Genomic DNA, 18092 nt, shown 5'->3' with positions numbered 1-18092 from the left:
GGGGGAGGGTGGTAGGGGGCTTTGGCGTTCCTGCTCTGGGATTGCAAAATGTATCACATCGCGATACATTGACTTCGGTAGGAGTTGGTGGTGATCAGAACCTATGCGAATGCGATGACGGAGGCGGTCGCGTCGGGCAGGGCGCCGAAGGGTTTTCCGGCCGATCTTCTTCGTCGCGCGATCGTCAAACTAACCATCATCGACAATGCCGCCACTCTGGATGACCTGTCCCGGCCGCCGGGCAACCGATGGGAAGCCTTGAAGGGTGATCGGCTGGGTCAGCATTCTATTCGGATCAATGACCAGTGGCGGATTTGCTTTGTCTGGCTCAACGGTGGGGCCGAGCGGGTCGAGATTGTTGACTATCACTGAGGAACGGGAAGGAAGCACAATGGCCATCACCCTTCCGCCGGTCCATCCCGGCGAAATTCTAAGAGATGAGTTTCTCTTGCCCCTGGGCCTCAGCGCCGGCGGGTTGGCCAAGAAGCTCAATGTGCCGCGCACGCGTATCGAGCGTCTGGTGACGGAACAGACGGCGCTGACGCCCGACACGGCTTTGCGCCTCGCCCGTTTTTTCGATACCAGCCCGCAGTTCTGGATGAACCTCCAGACCAGCTACGATCTCAAAGTCGAGGCCGCCGCGAAGGCGGATGAGATCGCGGCCATCCCGGTGATGAGCGCCGCCTAGGCTGAAGAGTGCATATCCATGGATCGCCGGCACATTTTGCATCCTTGCATGGATGACTTTTTGCACCGGGCTTGCTAAGTCGGCCGCAGCCTAAGCAACCAAAGAAAAGCCAGTCCCGATGCCCGATCTTCTGCTCGAACTCCGCTCCGAAGAGATTCCCGCCCGCATGCAGCGCAAGGCGGCCGGCGATCTGAAGAAGCTCGTCACCGACGCGCTGGTCGAGGCCGGCCTCCATTACGAGGGTGCGCGGGAATACTGGACGCCGCGGCGCCTGACGCTGGACATCCGTGGCCTGTCTGCCCGGTCGGCCGACATTCGCGAAGAGAAGAAGGGTCCGAGCGTCAGTGCGCCGCAGCAGGCGATCGACGGATTCCTGCGCGGTGCGGGGCTTTCCTCCATCGACCAGGCGATCGTCAAGACCGATCCGAAGAAGGGCGATTTCTATGTCGCCTATCTCGACAAGCCCGGCCGGGCCGCCGACGCGATCGTCGCTGACGTCATGCCGGGCATCATCCGCACATTCCCCTGGCCGAAGTCGATGCGCTCCGGCGCCGCCTCCATGCCCAGGGGCTCGAGCTTTGCCGGCATCGAGGGCAAGGGCTCGGAAGCGCTGCGCTGGGTCCGCCCGTTGCAGTCGATCGTCTGCACCTTCGGCACCGATCACGACGAGACCATCGTCATCCCCTTCGAGATCGACGGCATCACCGCGGGCAACGTCACCTACGGCCATCGTTTCCACGCGCCGGGTGCCATCACCGTGCGCCGCTTCGACGACTATGTAGCCAGCCTGGAAAAGGCCAAGGTCATTCTCGACGCCGAGCGCCGCAGAGAGATCATCGCCCAGGACGCCGCCAATCTCGCCTTCGCCAACGGCCTCGACCTGGTCGAGGACGAGGGCCTGCTCGAGGAAGTCTCCGGCCTGGTCGAATATCCGCACGTCCTGCTCGGCACCTTCGAACAGGATTACCTGGCGATTCCGGCCGAGATCATCCGGCTGACGATCAAGACCAACCAGAAATGCTTCGTTACCCGCCCGCACGGCGAGACGGAAAAGCTCTCCAACCATTTCGTCCTCGTCTCCAACATCGAGGCGAAGGATGGCGGGAAGGAAATCATGCACGGCAACGGCAAGGTCGTGCGCGCCCGCCTGTCGGACGCCAAGCATTTCTGGACCCGCGACCAGGGCGACCTGCCGGACCTCGAGACGCTGAAGGCCTCGGCCGAAAAGTTCGACCTCGACCTGAAGAAGCCGCTCGACCAGCGCATGGCCAAGCTTGACGCGCTAAACGTCACCTTTCACGCCAAGCTCGGAACGCAGGGCGAGCGTGTCGCCCGCATCCGCGCGCTCGCCAGGGAACTGGCGCCGATCGTCGGCGCCGATGCCGCTCTTGTCGATCGCGCCGTGGTGCTGGCCAAGGCCGACCTGCGCACCGAAGCCGTCGGTGAGTTCCCCGAACTCCAGGGCCTGATGGGCCGCCGCTATGCGCTCCTGCAGGGCGAGGACGCCGCCGTCGCCGCCGCCATCGAGGATCACTGGAAGCCGAACGGCCCCTCCGACCGCCTGCCGCAAGACAAGGTCGGCCTGACGGTCGCGCTCGCCGACAAGCTCGATACGCTCACCGGCTTCTGGGCGATCGACGAAAAGCCGACCGGTTCCAAGGACCCCTATGCGCTGCGCCGTGCGGCACTGGGTGTGGTGCGGATGATTTTGGAGCGCAATGTTCGGTTGGCTTTACTTAAAGAGCTGAATTCCGCGGGAGCGATAGTTGCTCATAGCCGGTGGGTTGCTCCCGTGAACGAGAAAGTTGACCTTGAGGTCGAGGCAGAGTTTTCGGGCCTGTCGTCAGAAAAACGAAACCGTCTCGCGGAACTCGAAGAACTGGACTTGATAAAGGATCCTGCTGGCTTCGACGTTGGATCGATAGCGACAGTGGTCATCGACCTCCTCTCCTTCTTCCACGACCGCCTGAAGGTCTATCTGCGCGACCAGGGCGCTCGCCACGACATCATCGACGCGGTGCTGACCCCCGAGGCCGACGACCTGCTGATGGTCGCCCGCCGCGCCGAGGCGTTGACGGCCTTCATCACGTCGGAAGACGGTATCAACCTGCTCGCCGGCACCAAGCGCGCCACCCAGCTTTTGGCCGCGGAAGAGAAGAAGGGCACCGTCGTGGCCGACGGCGTGTCGGAAGCCCTGCTGACGCTCGATGCGGAGAAGGCGCTGTTTGCCGCGATCAAGACCGCCAGCGCCGAAGCCGCCGACGCGGTGGCGAAGGAAGACTTCCGCTCGGCCATGCAGGCGCTGTCGAAGCTGCGCGCCCCGGTCGATGCCTTCTTCGACGACGTGCTCGTCAACGACGAGGATGCCGCCATCCGCGCCAACCGCCTGGCTCTCCTCAAGGCGATCCGCGAAGCCACCGGCACCGTGGCCGATTTCTCCAAGATCACGGGGTGAGGCGCGGTCCGGCGTAAGCCGGGTCAATCGATCCAGCGGTCCGACGGGAGCGCCGGACAGGGAGCGGCCCGGTAGGACTGGTCCGGGATGTGAGACCTCACCGCGATCCTCGGGCTTGCGGATCAGCCTCCTCGGGCCTCGTTCACCGGCCATCTTCGGCCCTGGGCTGGGCCCGGTCGCCACGCCACCACGCATCCCGTCGGAACATGGCGATCACGGGCGGTGACGTTTTGTCTCCCATAGGCAGCTGTGATAATCTGCAGATCTCAGCTTCCCCGTCCCAGGAGCAGTCCATGAACAAGCCAGTTCACGTCACGATCGGCGAGCCCTTCGACAGCTTCATCGACAGCCAGGTGGAGAGCGGCCGTTTCAGTTCGGCCGAGGCTGTCGTCGAGGCCGGATTGCGGCTGCTCGAAGAGGAGCAGGCGAAGATCGACAGATTGCGCGAGGCATTGATCGAGAGCGAAAATTGCGGGCCGGCGCGCGACTTTGATCGTGACGCTTTCATGGAGTCGATGCGCGAAGCCTGGCGATCCCGTGGTTAAGGTCCGGTTTCGCAAAACCGCGGAACGCGACCTTCGGGAGATCGGACTGTACACGGCCGAGCATTGGTCGGAAGGACAGGCCGAAATCTACCTCGGCCAATTGCTGGATATCATCGAGCAGATCTCCCTTCATCCGACCTCCGGCCAGGATGTCGGGTGGTTGCGTCGCGGTTACCGGCGCCGTCGGGCAGGGTCACATTTGATTTTCTACGTCCTTACGAGCGATGGCGACATCGAGATCGCACGCGTTCTGCACGAGAGAGCGGACGCCTCGCACCAATTGGATGACTAGCATGTTCCCAAAGATCCTCATCAGCGCCTGCCTGCTCGGTCGTCCGGTCCGCTACGATGGCAAGGGCAAGCCTCTTTCCCACCCCGCCATCGCCCGCTGGCAGGCCGAGGGCCGGCTCGTCGGCTTTTGCCCCGAACAGGCCGGAGGCCTGCCCACCCCGCGTCCGCCAGCCGAGATCGAGGCTGGCATGGGCGGCGAGGACGTGGTCGAGGGTCGGGCGCGGGTGGTGGAGAACACCGGGCGTGATGTGTCTGGCGCTTTTGTCGAGGGCGGGCGCCAGGCGGTCGAATTCGCCCGCGCCAATGGCTGTGCCTTTGCCCTCCTGATCGATGGTAGCCCATCCTGTGGCTCCGGCTTCATCTATGACGGCAGCTTTTCTGCCGTCCGGCATCCCGGCCTTGGTGTCACGGCGGCCCTGATGCGCCGGGCCGGCATCTCGGTCTATTCCGATCGCGAGATCGACGCGCTGGTCGCGCATCTCGATGGTAAGGCCGGCAACGACTTGTGAACCCATCCCCGTAAATGGTCAAAGGCCGCCGGAGTTGCCTCCGGCGGCCTTTGTCGTTTTGTAGAGCGAAGTCTCAGCCGGCGCGGCGCAGCTGCTGGGCCATGCCATTGAGCGAGGCCGACTGCGAGGCGCCGGAGACGCGGAAGCCGCGGATCAGGTTCAGCAGTTCTTCCGTGTCGTTGGCGAGGGCTTCCGCCGAGGCGGTCGTTTCCTCGGCCATGGCCGCATTGTGCTGGGTCGCGGCGTCGAGCTGGTTCATCGAGGACGAGATCGTGCGCAGCGTGGTGTCCTGCTCGGACGCCGAATGGGCGATCTTGGTGACGATGTCGCTCGCCGCCTTGATCTGGTCGGAGATGCGCTTCAGCGCCTCGCCGGCCTCGCCGACCAGTTGCACGCCGTTTTGCACCTGCGAGGACGACTTGGAGATCTGTTCCTTGATCTCCTTGGCGGCGGCGGCCGAACGCTGGGCGAGTTCGCGCACTTCCTGGGCGACGACGGCAAAGCCCTTGCCGCTTTCGCCGGCACGCGCGGCCTCGACGCCGGCATTGAGGGCGAGAAGGTTGGTCTGGAAGGCGATCTCGTCGATCACGCCGATGATCTTGGTAATCTCGGCCGAGGACTGCTCGATGCCGCTCATGGCGCCGATCGCCTGGGCGACGACGGCGTCGGAGCGCGAGGCCTCGGTGCTGACCGAGGTCACCCGCTTGGCGGCCTCATGTGCGCCTTCGGCAGTCTGGCGGACGGCAACGGTCAGCTCGTCGAGGGCCGCCGAGGTTTCTTCCAGATTGGCGGCCTGGCGCTCGGTGCGCTGCGACAATTCGTTGGAAGCGCGCCGGATCTCTTCCTTCGAGCCGGAAATGTCGACGCCCTTGGCATTGACCTTGGCCATGGCGGCCTCGAGATGGGAAAGGGCCTCGTTGAAATTGTCGCGCAGCGCGGCATATTTCGGGCCGAGCTCGCCGCAACGCACGGTCAGGTCGCCGCGGGCCAGTTCTTCAAGCGCTGCACCGATGGTGGTAACGACGCGGGCCTGCTGGGCGGCTTCGGCCTGCTGCATCTCGGCGTTCTGGTTGCGCTCGGCATCCAGCTCGCGGGACTGCTCTTCCTGGCGGCGTGCCATGGCATGGCGCTCGCGCACCTTTTCCTGCAGCGCCTTGGTGGCCTTCGCCATCATGCCCACTTCATTGCCCATGTCCGTGTGCGGAATGGCGATCGACACATTCTCGTCGGCAACGGCACCCAGTGCGCCATGGATGGCGGTAAGCGGTCGGGTGATGCCGTTGATGATGAGATAGGCGGCGATCAGGCCGAGCGTGACGACAAGCCCGCCGATCATGACCGCCTTCCAGATCATCGCGTTGATCTTCACCTGGAGGTCGTCGATGTAGACGCCGGTGCCGATCACGATTTTCCACGGTTCATAGGCCTGGCTATAGGCGGCCTTGAGGAAAACCTCGCCATTCGGGTCGGTCGGCTTTTCCCAATAATATTCGGTGATGCCGCCGCCCTTCTGGCCTTTCGCGATCATTTCCTCGCGGAACAGATTGCCCATCTTGTCGGGCAGCCCCTTCTGCGCCAGACCGACCTGCTTCTGCACGGGGTGGAAGATCATGGTCACGTCATAGTCGAGGCCGAACAGGTAGCCGTTCGGTTCATACTTGATCGAGGTCAGCGTCTTGAAGGCCTGGGCCTTGGCGTCTTCCGGGCTCAACTCGCCGGCTTTCACCCGTTCCTCGAAGCCCTTGATGATGGCGATGCCGGATTCCACCTGCGTGCGCAGCATGTCGTAGCGCTCGGCATAGATGGAGTCGGATGCGGTCTTGATCTGGAAATAGGTGGCCACGCCGAACGCGACCATCAGGGCGCCGATCAGCAGAAAAAGTTGATGGGAGATTTTCAGGTTTTTCATAGGTCCTCGCGCAATCGAATGATCCGGTCGGTGTCCTACCGATCCTGCGAGGTTGGTCTGCGCTCGCGAGCGTATGCGTCATGCTGCTACCGGGTTATATCGTCACATTCCGATAAAACCGGTAAAATTTGATTTATAAACCGGCAACTATAAATGAACCCCAAGAACTAATAGAAAAATAGTCGCAGATGATACGGATCTGGCCCGGGACAGATATGCATCGCCGCTGCTCTAAGCGTAGGGTTGTGCAGACAGGGTAAGGACAATCGCAAGACTGCTGCCGGAGGTTGCCTCGACTGCCGGTTTCGTCGGTATTCTCAACCTTGACTGTACTTTTCAAGCCAAACGCCCCGGCATGACCGAGGCGTCTGTCCCGCATTTTCAGCGGAAGGCCCGCACAGCCCGGATCGTATGGCTGAGGTGGGGCAGGGAACCGGATGGGGTCAATCGACGCGCAGCTCGAATGTCGTGAAATCGAGCGACTTGGCTGCAGCGGGGTCGGTCAGCGAGGCCGGGACGGGTGGCAAGCTCGTGTTTCCCGGCACTGCAGCCGTGGTTGCATCGACGTCGATGCCGTCGGCCGGTCCGGCGCTGGCGGCGGCAATGACGCTGCCATTCGTGGTCCAGCCGTCGGCCTTGCTAAAGAAGACCACCGGCGAGCCGCCGAGCCAGGCTTCGGTGCGCTTCAGCTTCCGCTCTCCGTCGACCTCGACGATTTCGGCCGCCTGGGTGCCGGGAGCGATCTGCGGAACATTGTAGGCTTTCTCGTCCTTCTCTTCCCTCGGCGCGGGGCAGTCCGTGCAGCTGATGACGAGAATGCTGGAGCCAATAGCCCTGGCGCTGCCGACCACCTCGATCGATGATGCCAGTGCCGGCCCGGTGGCAAACAGAAGCGCGGCGGTCAGTATAAGCTTGCGCATGACGAAATCCCCGAATTGCTTTCGAGGAGAGTTTTACGCGGCGATTATTGCCATCCGGTCAGGCCGATCGATCGAATTTTATCGATCTCGGTTTTTCTGTCGGTTTCCGGTCTTCAATCCCGGCCGATGGCCCGCCAGCCGATATCGCGGCGGCAAAAGCCGTTGTCCCATTCGACCGTGTCGACCAGCCGATAGGCGGCCGCCTGCGCTTCGGCAACGCTTGAGCCGAGCGCGGTTGCGTTCAGCACGCGCCCGCCGGTGGCGACCAGCTGATGGTCCTTCAGCGCCGTTCCGGCGTGGAAGACCTTGGCCTTGTCCGTGGCATCCGGCAGCGCCCGGATCGCCGTGTTCTTCTCGAAGGCGCCCGGATAGCCCTTCGATGCCAGCACCACGGTCAAGGCCGTCTCGTCGCGCCATTGGACGGAAACCTCGTGCAGCCGGCCGGTGGCCGTCGCATGCAGCAGTTCGAGCAGGTCGCTCTTCAGCCGCATCATCAGCACCTGGCATTCCGGATCGCCGAAGCGGACATTGTATTCGATCAGTTCCGGCCCCTTGTCGGTGATCATCAACCCGGCGAAGAACACGCCGGAAAAGGGCATGCCCATCTCCGCCATGCCGCGCATGGTCGGCTCGATGATCTCCTTCATCGTGCGATCGACCAGGTCCGGCGTCATCACCGGGGCCGGCGAACAGGCGCCCATGCCGCCGGTGTTCGGCCCCGTGTCGCCGTCGCCGACGCGCTTGTGGTCCTGGGCGGTGGCGAGCGGCAGAAGCGTCTTGCCGTCGCACAGGCAGAAGAAGCTCGCTTCCTCGCCGTCGAGAAAGGCCTCGACCACCACCTCGGCACCGGCCTCGCCGAACGCGCCCTCGAAGCAGTCGTCGATGGCGGCTAAGGCTTCGTCCAGCGTCATGGCAACCGTGACGCCCTTGCCGGCGGCAAGGCCATCGGCCTTGATGACGATCGGCGCACCCTGGGCACGCGCATAGGCCTTGGCCTTGGGCGCATTGTTGAAGCGCTGGTAGGCGCCGGTCGGGATGTCGTAGCGGGCACAGAGGTCCTTGGTGAAGCCTTTGGAACCCTCAAGCTGTGCCGCGGCGGCGGATGGGCCGAATACGGCAAACCCCTCGGCGCGCAATTGGTCGGCAAGACCGGCGACCAGCGGCGCCTCAGGGCCGACCACGACGAAGTCGATCTCGTGGCCGCGGCAGAAGGCGAGGATTTCGTCCAGGTCGTCGGCGCTGATCGGCACCAGGGTCGCATGCTCGGCGATGCCCGGATTGCCGGGGATCGCGTAAAGCGTGGTCAGGAGCGGCGATTGGGCGATCTTCCAGGCAAGGGCATGCTCGCGTCCGCCCGAACCGATCAACAGAACCTTCATCGCCCGCCCTCCGAATGCCTTGGGAATAGCTGCGCGGTTAAGCGCAGGGGGGCAAAAGGTCAAGAAAAAACCCGGAAGCTTTGCATTCCTGTGGAGCGCAGACGCGATTCCTTGCCTTCGCCGCCGTCGCGGCTATGGTCGCCGCTCGCAAATCTGGAGAATACCCATGGCCGACGACAGCAAATCCATCGCCGCGATCATCGCCTCCGAGGTCAATGCCCGCCCCGAGCAGGTGATCGCTGCCGTGGAACTGCTCGACGGCGGTGCGACCGTGCCCTTCATCGCCCGTTACCGCAAGGAAGTGACCGGCGGCCTCGACGACACGCAGCTGCGCAATCTCGCCGAACGGCTGACCTATCTTCGTGAACTCGGTGCCCGCCGCAAGGCGATCGTCGAATCGATCACCTCGCAGGGCAAGATGACCGACGAGTTGATGGGCAAGATCTTCAAGGTCGCCACCAAGGCCGAGCTGGAAGACATCTATCTGCCGTTCAAGCCGAAGCGTCGCACCCGCGCCGAGATCGCCCGCGAAAAGGGGCTCCAGCCGCTCGCCGACGCGATCTGGGCCGACCGCGCCGCCGATCCGGCAAAGCTTGCCGAGGCCTACATCACCGCCGAGGTGCCGGATGTGAAGGCAGCGCTCGAAGGCGCCCGCGACATCGTCGCGGAAGCGATCTCGGAGAACGCCGACCTGATCGGCCGCCTGCGCAACGACATGAAGGATCGCGCCATCCTCTATTCCAAGGTGGTCGAGGGCAAGGAAGCTGCCGGCGAGAAATTCGCCGACTATTTTGCCCATTCCGAACGCTGGGCGACCGTCCCCGGACACCGGGCGCTGGCCATGCTGCGCGGCTGGAATGAGGAGATGCTCACCCTGTCGATCGAGGTCGACAGGGACGATCCGTCGCCGGTCAAGCCGGCCCAGCGGACCATCGCGGCTGCCTACGACATCGCCGGCAAGGGACCGGCCGACCAGTGGCTGATGGAAGTCGCCGGCTGGACCTGGCGTGTGAAGCTTTCCGTATCCCTGTCGCTCGACCTGATGCGCGACCTGCGCGAACGGGCGGAAGAAGAAGCGATCCACGTCTTCGCCCGCAATCTGAAAGACCTGCTGCTCGCCGCTCCCGCCGGCTCGCGTCCGACCATGGGGCTCGATCCGGGCATCCGTACCGGCGTCAAGGTCGCCGTCGTCGACGGCACCGGCAAGGTGCTCGAGACGACGACCGTCTATCCTTTCCCACCGAAGAACGACATTCGCGGCACCCAGGCCGAGCTTGCCTCGCTGATCCGCAAGCACAAGGTCGAGCTGATCTCGATCGGCAACGGAACGGGCAGCCGCGAGACCGAACGGCTGGTCGCCGACATGCTCGCCCAGTTGCCGGCAACGGCGCCGAAGCCGACCAAGGTCATCGTCTCGGAAGCCGGCGCCTCGGTCTATTCGGCCTCGGAGACCGCCGCCAAGGAATTTCCCGGCCTTGACGTTTCGCTGCGCGGGGCCGTCTCGATTGCCCGCCGCCTGCAGGATCCGCTTGCCGAACTCGTCAAGATCGAGCCGAAGTCGATCGGGGTGGGCCAGTACCAGCACGACGTCGACCAGGGCCGGCTCGGGCGCTCGCTCGATGCGGTGGTCGAAGATGCGGTGAACGCCGTCGGCGTCGATCTCAACACGGCGTCCGTCCCGCTTCTCGCCCGCGTCTCCGGTCTCGGCAGCTCGATCGCCGAAGCCATCGTCACCCACCGCGACGAGACCGGCCCCTTCCAGAGCCGCAAGGATCTCCTCAAGGTCCCGCGGCTTGGCGCCCGCACCTTCGAGCAATGCGCCGGCTTCCTGCGAATCCCGAACGGCAAGGAGCCGCTCGACGCTTCGGCCGTTCACCCGGAAGCCTATGGCGTGGCGAAGAAGATCGTCGCCGCCTGCGGCCGCGACCTGCGCACCCTGATGGGCGACAGCGCGACCCTCAAGAGCCTCGATCCGAAGAGGTTCATCGACGAGCAGTTCGGCCTGCCGACCGTCAAGGACATCATCGCCGAACTGGAAAAGCCCGGCCGCGACCCGCGCCCGAGCTTCAAGACCGCAACCTTCGCCGATGGCGTAGACGAGATCACCGACCTGAAGCCCGGAATGCTGCTCGAAGGGACGGTCACAAACGTCGCCGCCTTCGGCGCCTTTGTCGATATCGGCGTGCATCAGGACGGCCTTGTGCACGTCTCCCAGCTTGCCGATCGCTTCGTCAAGGACCCGCATGAGGTGGTCAAGGCCGGCGACGTGGTGAAGGTCCGCGTCGTCGAGGTCGACGTCAAGCGCAAGCGCATCGCGCTGACCATGCGCAAGGATGGCGGCGAGGCGCCCCAGCCGTCGATGCGCGATGCACGCGGATCGGCAAACGCCATGCGTCACGCCAGTGCCAAGCCTTCGGCAAAGCCGGATGCCCCAGCGCTCGGTGGCCTGGGCGCGGCGCTTGCCGAGGCGATGCGCAAGAAGTAGCGGTTTGAGGCGCCGGCGGAGCCAATCCGCCGGTTCCCTTGGCGCCGTCTTTGCTCTATCAATTCGCCCATGAACACCGCCGCCGATCAGAACGGGCGCGTTGCCGACGCGCCATCCGACAACTGGGTCTACCGGATCCTGCCGCCCGCCGCCTGGCCCTATGCGCAACTGGCTCGCTGGGATCGGCCGATCGGCTGGCAATTGCTGATGTGGCCGTGTTTCTGGTCCTCGGCGCTGGCGGCCAATGTGCTGGCGGAGCGTGGGCAGCTGAGCGTCCCGCTGTTCCTCTTCCATCTCTTCCTGTTCTTCGCCGGTTCGGTCGCCATGCGCGGCGCCGGCTGCACCTATAACGACCTCGTCGACGAGGAGATCGACATGGCGGTGGCCCGCACGCGGTCGCGCCCGCTCCCCTCCGGACGGGTGACGCGGCGCCAGGCCAAGCTCTTCCTCGTGGCGCAGGCGCTGGTCGGTCTGGTGGTACTGCTCTGTTTCAACCGCTTCGCCAGCGTGCTGGGCGTGACCTCGCTCCTCATCGTCGCCATCTATCCCTTCGCCAAGCGCTTCACCGACTGGCCGCAATTCTTCCTTGGGCTTGCCTTTTCCTGGGGGGCGTTGATGGGCTGGGCGGCGCTGGCCGGCTGGCTGTCGCTTTCCAGTCTGTTTCTTTATGGGGCAGCGATCGCCTGGACGATCGGTTACGACACGATCTACGCCCATCAGGACAAGGAGGATGACGCGCTGGTCGGCGTGCGCTCCACCGCCCGCCTGTTCGGCGAAAACACGCGGTCCTGGCTGATCGGCCTCTACGGCCTGACGCTCTTCCTGCTGTTCGTCGCCTTTGCCCTGGCCGGGATCGGCTTCCTGGCCTATGTCGGACTGGCGGTCGCCGCCTTGATGTTCGCCTACCAGATACGCGTGCTCGACATCGACGATCCGGCCCAGTGCCTGGCGCTGTTCAAGTTCAACAACAAGGTCGGCGCGATCCTGTTCCTCGGCCTTCTGGCGGCGCTGCCCTTCGCCTGATCCTTTCTGTTTCGATGTGGAACATGCGAAACGGCCCGGATGAGCATCCGGGCCGTTTGTCGATCAGCTGAAATTAACGGGTCGGATCGGCCAGGGCCGAACTGTGTCAATTGCGGGCAATGATTTCCTTGCCGGAGATCTTCATCGACACGCCGAGCTTGCCGGTCGTGCGGCGCACCAGGAAGCGCGGGCGGCGTTCGGCGAAATAGGAATGGCGGCGGCGCGGCTGGGCCTCGCGGGCCCGCACTTCGCCGAGATGTTCTTCCAGCGGGCGGGCGACGCCATCAGCCTCGACCATCAGCATGGGAATGCGGAAGGCATCAGACCAGCCGCGCCAGTCGGCGGCGATGTCGCAAAGGTCGTGTGCGACCAGAAGCGGGATGCAGAGCTCCGGATCCTCGTGATGCAGTTCGAGCGTAACGGTCACTTCCCCGTCTCCATGGTCGATCGCCCGTGCGGCCACACCCTTGAAGGCGCGCGCCGGCAAGGCGAATGAAAGGGGCAGGCCGCTCGAGGCCAGGATCTTGCGCAGCACGGCACCACGTTCGTCGATGGTTATCGTCACATCGCCGGAAGCACCCCGCGCTGCGTAGGTCACCTGTTGCGGAAACCGGGTCGGATCCAGTCGCAGCGTCGCGCCTGCCCATGCGGGCTTCATAACCGTGTTCGTCATCTTCATGCTACCCTTGTTTTACCCGAGAGCGCTTCATGCGTTCGTCTGATTGGGACTTTTCGTCCTCTATGGCTGGAAGGTAGCGCTCCTCCCTGAGAGACAGCTTAAAAATCGCGGTTAAAAAAACTTTGCCGGCTCAAATGGTTAGCGTTTTCGAATGTGGCACGGTTTGTAAAACGTGAACGCAGGCCTCGCATGACAGGCCGGGACAAGCCTCGTCTGGCAGCTTCTGCGAAAATTGCGATATTCCGTTCTCAAGAGAGTTGTCTCCATGGTTTCGACCTATCTGAGCTATGATCTCGTCGTGCGCGACATCAAGTCCAGCCTCAATCGGACCGCGGCCGACCGCCAGGTCACGCGCGAATCGGCCTACTATGAAGCGAATATCGGCAACGTGACTTCGGTCGACGAATTCCTCGACGACTACCGGCTCTATTCCTTCGCGATGAAGGCGCACGGTCTCGAAGACATGACCTATGCCAAGGCCTTCATGCGCAAGGTGCTGGAAAGCGACCTGACGGACGACAACAGCTATGCCAACAAGCTGACCGACGACCGCTACCGCAATTTCGCCGCCGCCTTCTCCTTCTCGTCGGCGACGAAGATCCCGCAGACCGAGACGCAGACGGAGGAGATGATCGGTCTCTACAATGCCACGATCATCAACAGGGACGAGCAACTTGCCGAGGACACGCGATACTATGAGATCATGGTCGATCGCACCACCAATGTGGATGTCTTCCTGCATGACGACCGTCTGCGGGATTATGTGCTGACGGCCTATGGCATAGACCGGAAGACCTATAATTACGATCTGGTCCGCGGCGCGCTCTCCAGCGATGTCAGCGATCCGGCCAGCTATTACAATACGGTCATTCTTCCCCAGGCCAACGCCGCCTCCACCCAGATTGCCGACAACAACACCATCCTGACTGCCGTCAACGGCCGTGCTTCCGCCATGACCATGGCGGCGACCATGCAGAGCGTCATCGACCAGCAGCCGGTGATCCAGGGGCAGATCGACGATCTGGAATTGCAGAAGCTCGAGCCGGCCGCCGATGTGCCCGCGCTCGATGCGCAGATCGCGACGCTCCAGGCCCAGTTGCAGGCGATGTACACCGCCGTCGGCGTCACGGACGTCAGCGAGGTGCCACCGCTGCTTTCGGCGCAGCAGACGATCATCAACGACTACAACGCCATCCTGCCGCCCGTGGGGGCTGAGACGACGACGCTGGTCAACAAGCTCAAGGAAGACAACAAGCGGCTGCAGAACATCGTCGCCGGCTTCTCCGCCTATGAACAGCTCGCCAACGCCTTCGGTTTCGCCAGTGACGGCACGGTCGCTGCCGGCTCCGCCCAGACGGCTGCAAACAAGCAGGCGACGACCAATCTCTATATTTTCGGCCAGGACCGCCTGACCCGGACCGGCGCCTTGCTCAACGACGAATACTACAAGTCCAAGATCGCCAGCATTGCCACGGTCGACGAGCTTCTGGCCGACAGTCGCCTGGTGTCCTACGTCAAGACGGCATTCGGGCTGACCAGCGCCGCGGTCGTCTCCTCGACGCTGGAATTCGTCATCACCAGCGATCCGGATGATCCGGCCAGCTACCTCAATCAGCAGTACAAGCTGAACAAGAACTACGACAACTTCGTCGCACTGGCGCGGGCCTTCAACTTCCAGGCAGACGGCACGCTTGCCTCCGGTGATCCGGCCCAGACCCCGCAGCAGCTGTCCCAGACGTCCAGCCGCTATTTTTCAGGCTATGACGATACCCATGAAGCGGCCGACGAACGGGCGATCAAGGCCTACAAGAACGCGCTGGCCGCCTTCAACACCGACAGCGGCAGTATTCGCACCGTCGATGAACTGGTCGGCACCAAGGCCGTCTATGAATTCGCCATGCAGGCCGTCGGCCTCGACCCGGACGAGATTTCCAAGCGGACGATGAAGAAGGTCCTGATGAGCGACCTGGACGATCCGAGGAGTTTTGCCAATTCGCTGAAGGATGATCGCTACGTTCGGTTCGCCCAGCTGTTCAATTTCGACGGAAAGGGCGATCTCAGCTGGCCGGCCATGGCCCAGGACGAGGGCACGATCAAGAAATACGCCAAGAACTATATCGTCCAGAAGACCCGTTTCGCCGAAGAGGACCAAAAGGAGAGGCTGAAGAAGGAAGCCGAGACCGAGGCCGAGTATTATCAGGACAAGATCGCCAGCCTGAAGACACTCGACGAGTTTCTCGGGGACCGCCGGCTCGTCGACGTCGCTCTCGTCGCCAAGAGGATCGATCCCTCGCAGGTGACCGACGACTTCATGAAGAAGGTCTTCGCATCCGACCTTGGAGATCCGAAGAGCTTCGTCCACGAACAGAAGGACACCCGCTTCGCCGAGCTTCTGGCATCCTTCAATTTCAACGAGCATGGCAAGGTTGCCAGCACCGCGAGCGGCGGCATCCAGACGCCGGGCGAGGTGCGCGAGGAGCTCAACCTGTTCCTGCGCCAGACGCTCGAGACGGAGGAAGGCAACAACAATCCGGGCGTTCGCCTCGCGCTCTATTTCGAGCGCATGGCCGGAACCATCACCTCTGCCTACGACATTCTCGGCGACACGGCCCTGCTCGAATTCTTCCGCACCACCTACAGCCTGCCGGCCGAGCTCTCTAGCATGGACATCGACCAGCAGGCGCGGATTGTCGAGAAGAACCTGGAACTCGCCGATCTCGCCGATACGGACAAGCTGTCCAAGCTCGTCCGTCGATTCACCATTATGTACGAACTGGAAAATGGCGGCGGTTCGTCGCCGTCCCTGTCGATCCTGATGGGCGGCGGCAATGTCGGTATCAATGCCGACCTGCTGATGTCGATTTCGCAGCTGCGGGCAGGGTGAGGATGAGCGAGCGGGCGCTGGTTCGCCGCTTGTCCTGGCCAAGGTCCGGACAAGGTCCCGGCTGCACGATAATGATTATATTCTAATTCATTTTTTCTGAGGGCCCGTCATGGTTTCGACCTACCTGAGCTACGACCTCGTCGTGCGTGATATGAAGGCCAGTCTCGATCGCACCGCTTCCGACGCGCAGGTGGCGCGCGAGGCCGCCTATTACGAGGAAAATATCGGCAAGGTGACCTCGGTCGAAGAGTTCCTCGACGACTACCAGCTCTACTCCTACGCCATGAAGGCCTATGGCCTGGAAGACATGACCTATGCCACGGCCTTCATGAAGAAGGTGCTGGAGAGCGACCTGACCGACGAGGACAGCTACGCCAACAAGCTGACGGACGACCGCTATCGCAACTTCGCCACGGCCTTCCAGTTCACCACTGCCACCAAGGATGCCCAGTCGGACGCGCAGGAGACGGCGGTCTTCGACCTCTACGCCCAGGCCCAGATCGACCAGACGGCAAGCATCAAGGAAGAGACGGCCTACTACGAATCGGTGATCGACAACGTCACGTCGGCCGAGGAACTGGTCGGCACCAACAGGCTGTTCGGCTATATCCTCGACGCCTACGGCATCGACCGCACCTATTACACCGACGAGCATCTCATCAAGGTTCTGACCAGCGATCTCGACGACGAGAACAGCTATGTCAACCAGTTGGTCGCCACCGACGAGGCGTCCGACAACGACTACAATTCGGCCGCCTTCCTGGCGCTCGCCGAAGCCTTCAGCTTCAACACGGACGGATCGTTGGCGGGCGACAGCGCCCAGACCGACGCGCAGAAGGAAGCGACGATTTCGGCCTATGTGTCGGCCAATACCACCTATGCTTCGGAATACACGCTGGAGCGCGAGCAGGCCTATTACGAAACGAAGATCGCGAGCATCGCCACGGTCGATGAAATCACCGGCGACGAGCGGCTGTTCGAATATGTCAAGGCGGCGTTCCAGCTCGACTCCAACCTGTTGAAATCGGAATTCTACAACATCGTCACCAGCGACCTCGACGACGAGGACAACTATGCGGCGACCAATGGGGGTTCCGCCTGGACCAGCATCGCGGCGATGTTCAACTTCGACGAGGACGGCAATGTCAAGGACGGCATGTCGGCCCAGGACGAGGAGCAGTTGTCGACCACGCAATCGGCCTATGAGAACCACTATGACGACGCCGATGCGGAGGACCTGCAGACGCTCCTCGACTACTATTCCGACACGATGGCCGACATCACCTCGGTCGACGACCTGCTCGGGGACAGTTCGATCCGCGCGATCCTGTTCAAGGCCTTCGGCATCGAGGAGGGCGAGTATAGTGATGCCGAGCTGAAGAAGGCGCTGACCAGCGATCTCACCGATCCGAAGAGCTATGCCAACAAGAGCCGCGACGAGCGCCTGATCAACCTTGCCAGCGCCTTCAATTTCGACGCGGACGGCGAGGCCGAAGCGCCGCTTTTGGCGCAGAATGAGATCACCATCACGACGGTCGCGAAGGCCTATATCGTCAACCAGGTCCGCTATCTCGAGGACGCCGAGCTGGAAGCGGCGCAGGAGGAGGCGGAGGCCGAGGCCGAGTATTACCAGGAGACCATTCTCGGCATCACCAGCGCGGCCGAACTGCTGGCCGACCGGCGGCTCGTCGATGTCGTGCTGATCGCCAAGGGCTTTGACCCGGATGAGGTGACCGACGACTTCCTCAAGCAGATCTTCCAGTCTGACCTGTCGGATGAGAAGAGCTTTGTCAACCAGCAGGAGGACGAGGCCTGGGCGGAGCTGCTCGCCTCCTTCAACTTCGACGCGGACGGTCTTCTGACGCGCGACAGCGTCGGCACGGTCCAGCAGCGTGGCGCGGTTCTCGAGGCGCAGAACCTCTACCTGCACCAGGTGCTGGAGGAAGAGCAGGGCAACAGCAATGCCGGCGTGCGCCTGGCTCTTTATTTCGAGCGGGTCGCCCCGACGCTCACCGACGCCTACGACCTGCTCGGCGACGACGCCCTGCTCGAAACCTTCCGGGTCGCCTTCGGCTTCACCGAGGATTTCTCCAACATGGACATCGACATGCAGGCGGCGCTGGTCGAGAAGAACCTCGACCTGTCCGAGATGCAGGATCCGGAAAAGATGAAGAAGTTCCTGCAACGCTTCACTGCCATGTACGACACGGAAAATGCCGACTATTCCTCCTCGGCGCTCACGGTGCTGACCGGCGGCACCGGCGGCATCAGCGCCGATCTGCTGCTGTCCATCGCCACCCTCAAGAGCTGACGAAAGCCTGGACG

At 62.9% G+C, this 18092-nt stretch carries 14 protein-coding genes; 10 read left to right on the top strand and 4 right to left on the bottom strand.

Going from position 1 to position 18092, the window contains the following annotated elements; genetic code table 11:
* Nucleotides 1-90: 90 nt before the first annotated feature.
* The 6 genes from RHIZ70P_RS20060 to RHIZ70P_RS20035 all read left to right on the top strand — a co-directional run bounded on the left by RHIZ70P_RS20060 (nt 91) and on the right by RHIZ70P_RS20035 (nt 4488).
* Entirely contained in the window at nt 91-372 is a 282-nt protein-coding gene (locus RHIZ70P_RS20060) for a type II toxin-antitoxin system RelE/ParE family toxin (RefSeq protein WP_115672239.1), read from the top strand.
* Between the two features lie 19 nt (nt 373-391).
* Nucleotides 392-688 carry a HigA family addiction module antitoxin gene (locus RHIZ70P_RS20055; RefSeq protein ID WP_115672238.1) on the top strand — a complete coding sequence of 99 codons (297 nt, stop codon included), beginning with the start codon at nt 392-394 and terminating at the stop codon, nt 686-688.
* Nucleotides 689-806: 118 nt separating this feature from the next.
* Nucleotides 807-3143 (top strand): glycine--tRNA ligase subunit beta, encoded by a 2337-nt coding sequence (gene glyS / locus RHIZ70P_RS20050; RefSeq protein ID WP_115672237.1) that lies wholly within the window; start codon nt 807-809, stop codon nt 3141-3143.
* Nucleotides 3144-3436: 293 nt separating this feature from the next.
* Complete coding sequence (locus RHIZ70P_RS20045; RefSeq protein ID WP_115672236.1) at nt 3437-3688, top strand: type II toxin-antitoxin system ParD family antitoxin; 252 nt, start codon at nt 3437-3439, stop codon at nt 3686-3688.
* Nucleotides 3681-3980 carry a type II toxin-antitoxin system RelE/ParE family toxin gene (locus RHIZ70P_RS20040; protein ID WP_181904079.1) on the top strand — a complete coding sequence of 100 codons (300 nt, stop codon included), beginning with the start codon at nt 3681-3683 and terminating at the stop codon, nt 3978-3980. The genes RHIZ70P_RS20045 and RHIZ70P_RS20040 overlap by 8 nt, the downstream gene beginning before the upstream one ends.
* Nucleotides 3973-4488: a DUF523 domain-containing protein gene (locus RHIZ70P_RS20035; protein ID WP_115672234.1), complete on the top strand. Its 516-nt coding sequence runs from the start codon at nt 3973-3975 to the stop codon at nt 4486-4488. Before RHIZ70P_RS20040 ends, RHIZ70P_RS20035 begins: the two co-directional genes overlap by 8 nt.
* Before the next feature lie 73 nt (nt 4489-4561).
* Here the strand turns inward: RHIZ70P_RS20035 and RHIZ70P_RS20030 are convergent, their stop codons facing one another.
* The 3 genes from RHIZ70P_RS20030 to purD all read right to left on the bottom strand — a co-directional run bounded on the left by RHIZ70P_RS20030 (nt 4562) and on the right by purD (nt 8696).
* Nucleotides 4562-6397, bottom strand: coding sequence for a methyl-accepting chemotaxis protein (locus RHIZ70P_RS20030; RefSeq protein WP_115672233.1), 1836 nt, complete (start codon nt 6395-6397; stop codon nt 4562-4564).
* Between the two features lie 443 nt (nt 6398-6840).
* Nucleotides 6841-7317 carry a plant virulence effector HPE1-like domain-containing protein gene (locus RHIZ70P_RS20025; protein WP_115672232.1) on the bottom strand — a complete coding sequence of 159 codons (477 nt, stop codon included), beginning with the start codon at nt 7315-7317 and terminating at the stop codon, nt 6841-6843.
* Between the two features lie 113 nt (nt 7318-7430).
* Nucleotides 7431-8696: a phosphoribosylamine--glycine ligase gene (purD, locus tag RHIZ70P_RS20020; RefSeq protein ID WP_115672231.1), complete on the bottom strand. Its 1266-nt coding sequence runs from the start codon at nt 8694-8696 to the stop codon at nt 7431-7433.
* A 166-nt stretch (nt 8697-8862) separates the two neighbouring features.
* On the opposite strand from purD, the gene RHIZ70P_RS20015 reads away from it, so the two are divergent.
* Nucleotides 8863-11181 (top strand): Tex family protein, encoded by a 2319-nt coding sequence (locus RHIZ70P_RS20015; protein ID WP_115672230.1) that lies wholly within the window; start codon nt 8863-8865, stop codon nt 11179-11181.
* A 69-nt stretch (nt 11182-11250) separates the two neighbouring features.
* Nucleotides 11251-12204, top strand: coding sequence for a 4-hydroxybenzoate octaprenyltransferase (gene ubiA, locus RHIZ70P_RS20010; RefSeq protein WP_115672229.1), 954 nt, complete (start codon nt 11251-11253; stop codon nt 12202-12204).
* Nucleotides 12205-12310: 106 nt separating this feature from the next.
* Here ubiA and RHIZ70P_RS20005 read toward each other — a convergent pair whose 3' ends face one another.
* Entirely contained in the window at nt 12311-12877 is a 567-nt protein-coding gene (locus tag RHIZ70P_RS20005; RefSeq protein WP_115672242.1) for a DUF6101 family protein, read from the bottom strand.
* Nucleotides 12878-13148: 271 nt separating this feature from the next.
* On the opposite strand from RHIZ70P_RS20005, the gene RHIZ70P_RS20000 reads away from it, so the two are divergent.
* Together RHIZ70P_RS20000 and RHIZ70P_RS19995 are read left to right on the top strand one after the other, a co-directional pair.
* Nucleotides 13149-15767, top strand: a complete 2619-nt coding sequence (locus RHIZ70P_RS20000) for a DUF1217 domain-containing protein (protein ID WP_115672228.1) — start codon at nt 13149-13151, stop codon at nt 15765-15767.
* 109 nt (nt 15768-15876) lie between these two features.
* Entirely contained in the window at nt 15877-18078 is a 2202-nt protein-coding gene (locus RHIZ70P_RS19995) for a DUF1217 domain-containing protein (protein WP_115672227.1), read from the top strand.
* Nucleotides 18079-18092: the final 14 nt, after the last annotated feature.

Origin of the sequence: Paenirhizobium selenitireducens ATCC BAA-1503, assembly GCF_900492185.1 — a bacterium.
Classification (GTDB): Bacteria; Pseudomonadota; Alphaproteobacteria; order Rhizobiales; family Rhizobiaceae; genus Allorhizobium; species Allorhizobium selenitireducens_A.
This window is presented reverse-complemented; position numbering and strand designations above follow the sequence as displayed.

Bases quoted from the DNA above. Each gene is read 5' to 3' on its own strand.
- ubiA (WP_115672229.1), top strand. From the start codon at position 11,251: ATGAACACCGCCGCCGATCAGAACGGGCGCGTTGCCGACGCGCCATCC.
- purD (WP_115672231.1), bottom strand. From the start codon at position 8,696: ATGAAGGTTCTGTTGATCGGTTCGGGCGGACGCGAGCATGCCCTTGCC.
- RHIZ70P_RS20055 (WP_115672238.1), top strand. From the start codon at position 392: ATGGCCATCACCCTTCCGCCGGTCCATCCCGGCGAAATTCTAAGAGAT.
- RHIZ70P_RS20030 (WP_115672233.1), bottom strand. From the start codon at position 6,397: ATGAAAAACCTGAAAATCTCCCATCAACTTTTTCTGCTGATCGGCGCC.
- glyS (WP_115672237.1), top strand. From the start codon at position 807: ATGCCCGATCTTCTGCTCGAACTCCGCTCCGAAGAGATTCCCGCCCGC.
- RHIZ70P_RS20000 (WP_115672228.1), top strand. From the start codon at position 13,149: ATGGTTTCGACCTATCTGAGCTATGATCTCGTCGTGCGCGACATCAAG.
- RHIZ70P_RS20025 (WP_115672232.1), bottom strand. From the start codon at position 7,317: ATGCGCAAGCTTATACTGACCGCCGCGCTTCTGTTTGCCACCGGGCCG.
- RHIZ70P_RS20015 (WP_115672230.1), top strand. From the start codon at position 8,863: ATGGCCGACGACAGCAAATCCATCGCCGCGATCATCGCCTCCGAGGTC.
- RHIZ70P_RS19995 (WP_115672227.1), top strand. From the start codon at position 15,877: ATGGTTTCGACCTACCTGAGCTACGACCTCGTCGTGCGTGATATGAAG.
- RHIZ70P_RS20035 (WP_115672234.1), top strand. From the start codon at position 3,973: ATGACTAGCATGTTCCCAAAGATCCTCATCAGCGCCTGCCTGCTCGGT.
- RHIZ70P_RS20045 (WP_115672236.1), top strand. From the start codon at position 3,437: ATGAACAAGCCAGTTCACGTCACGATCGGCGAGCCCTTCGACAGCTTC.
- RHIZ70P_RS20005 (WP_115672242.1), bottom strand. From the start codon at position 12,877: ATGACGAACACGGTTATGAAGCCCGCATGGGCAGGCGCGACGCTGCGA.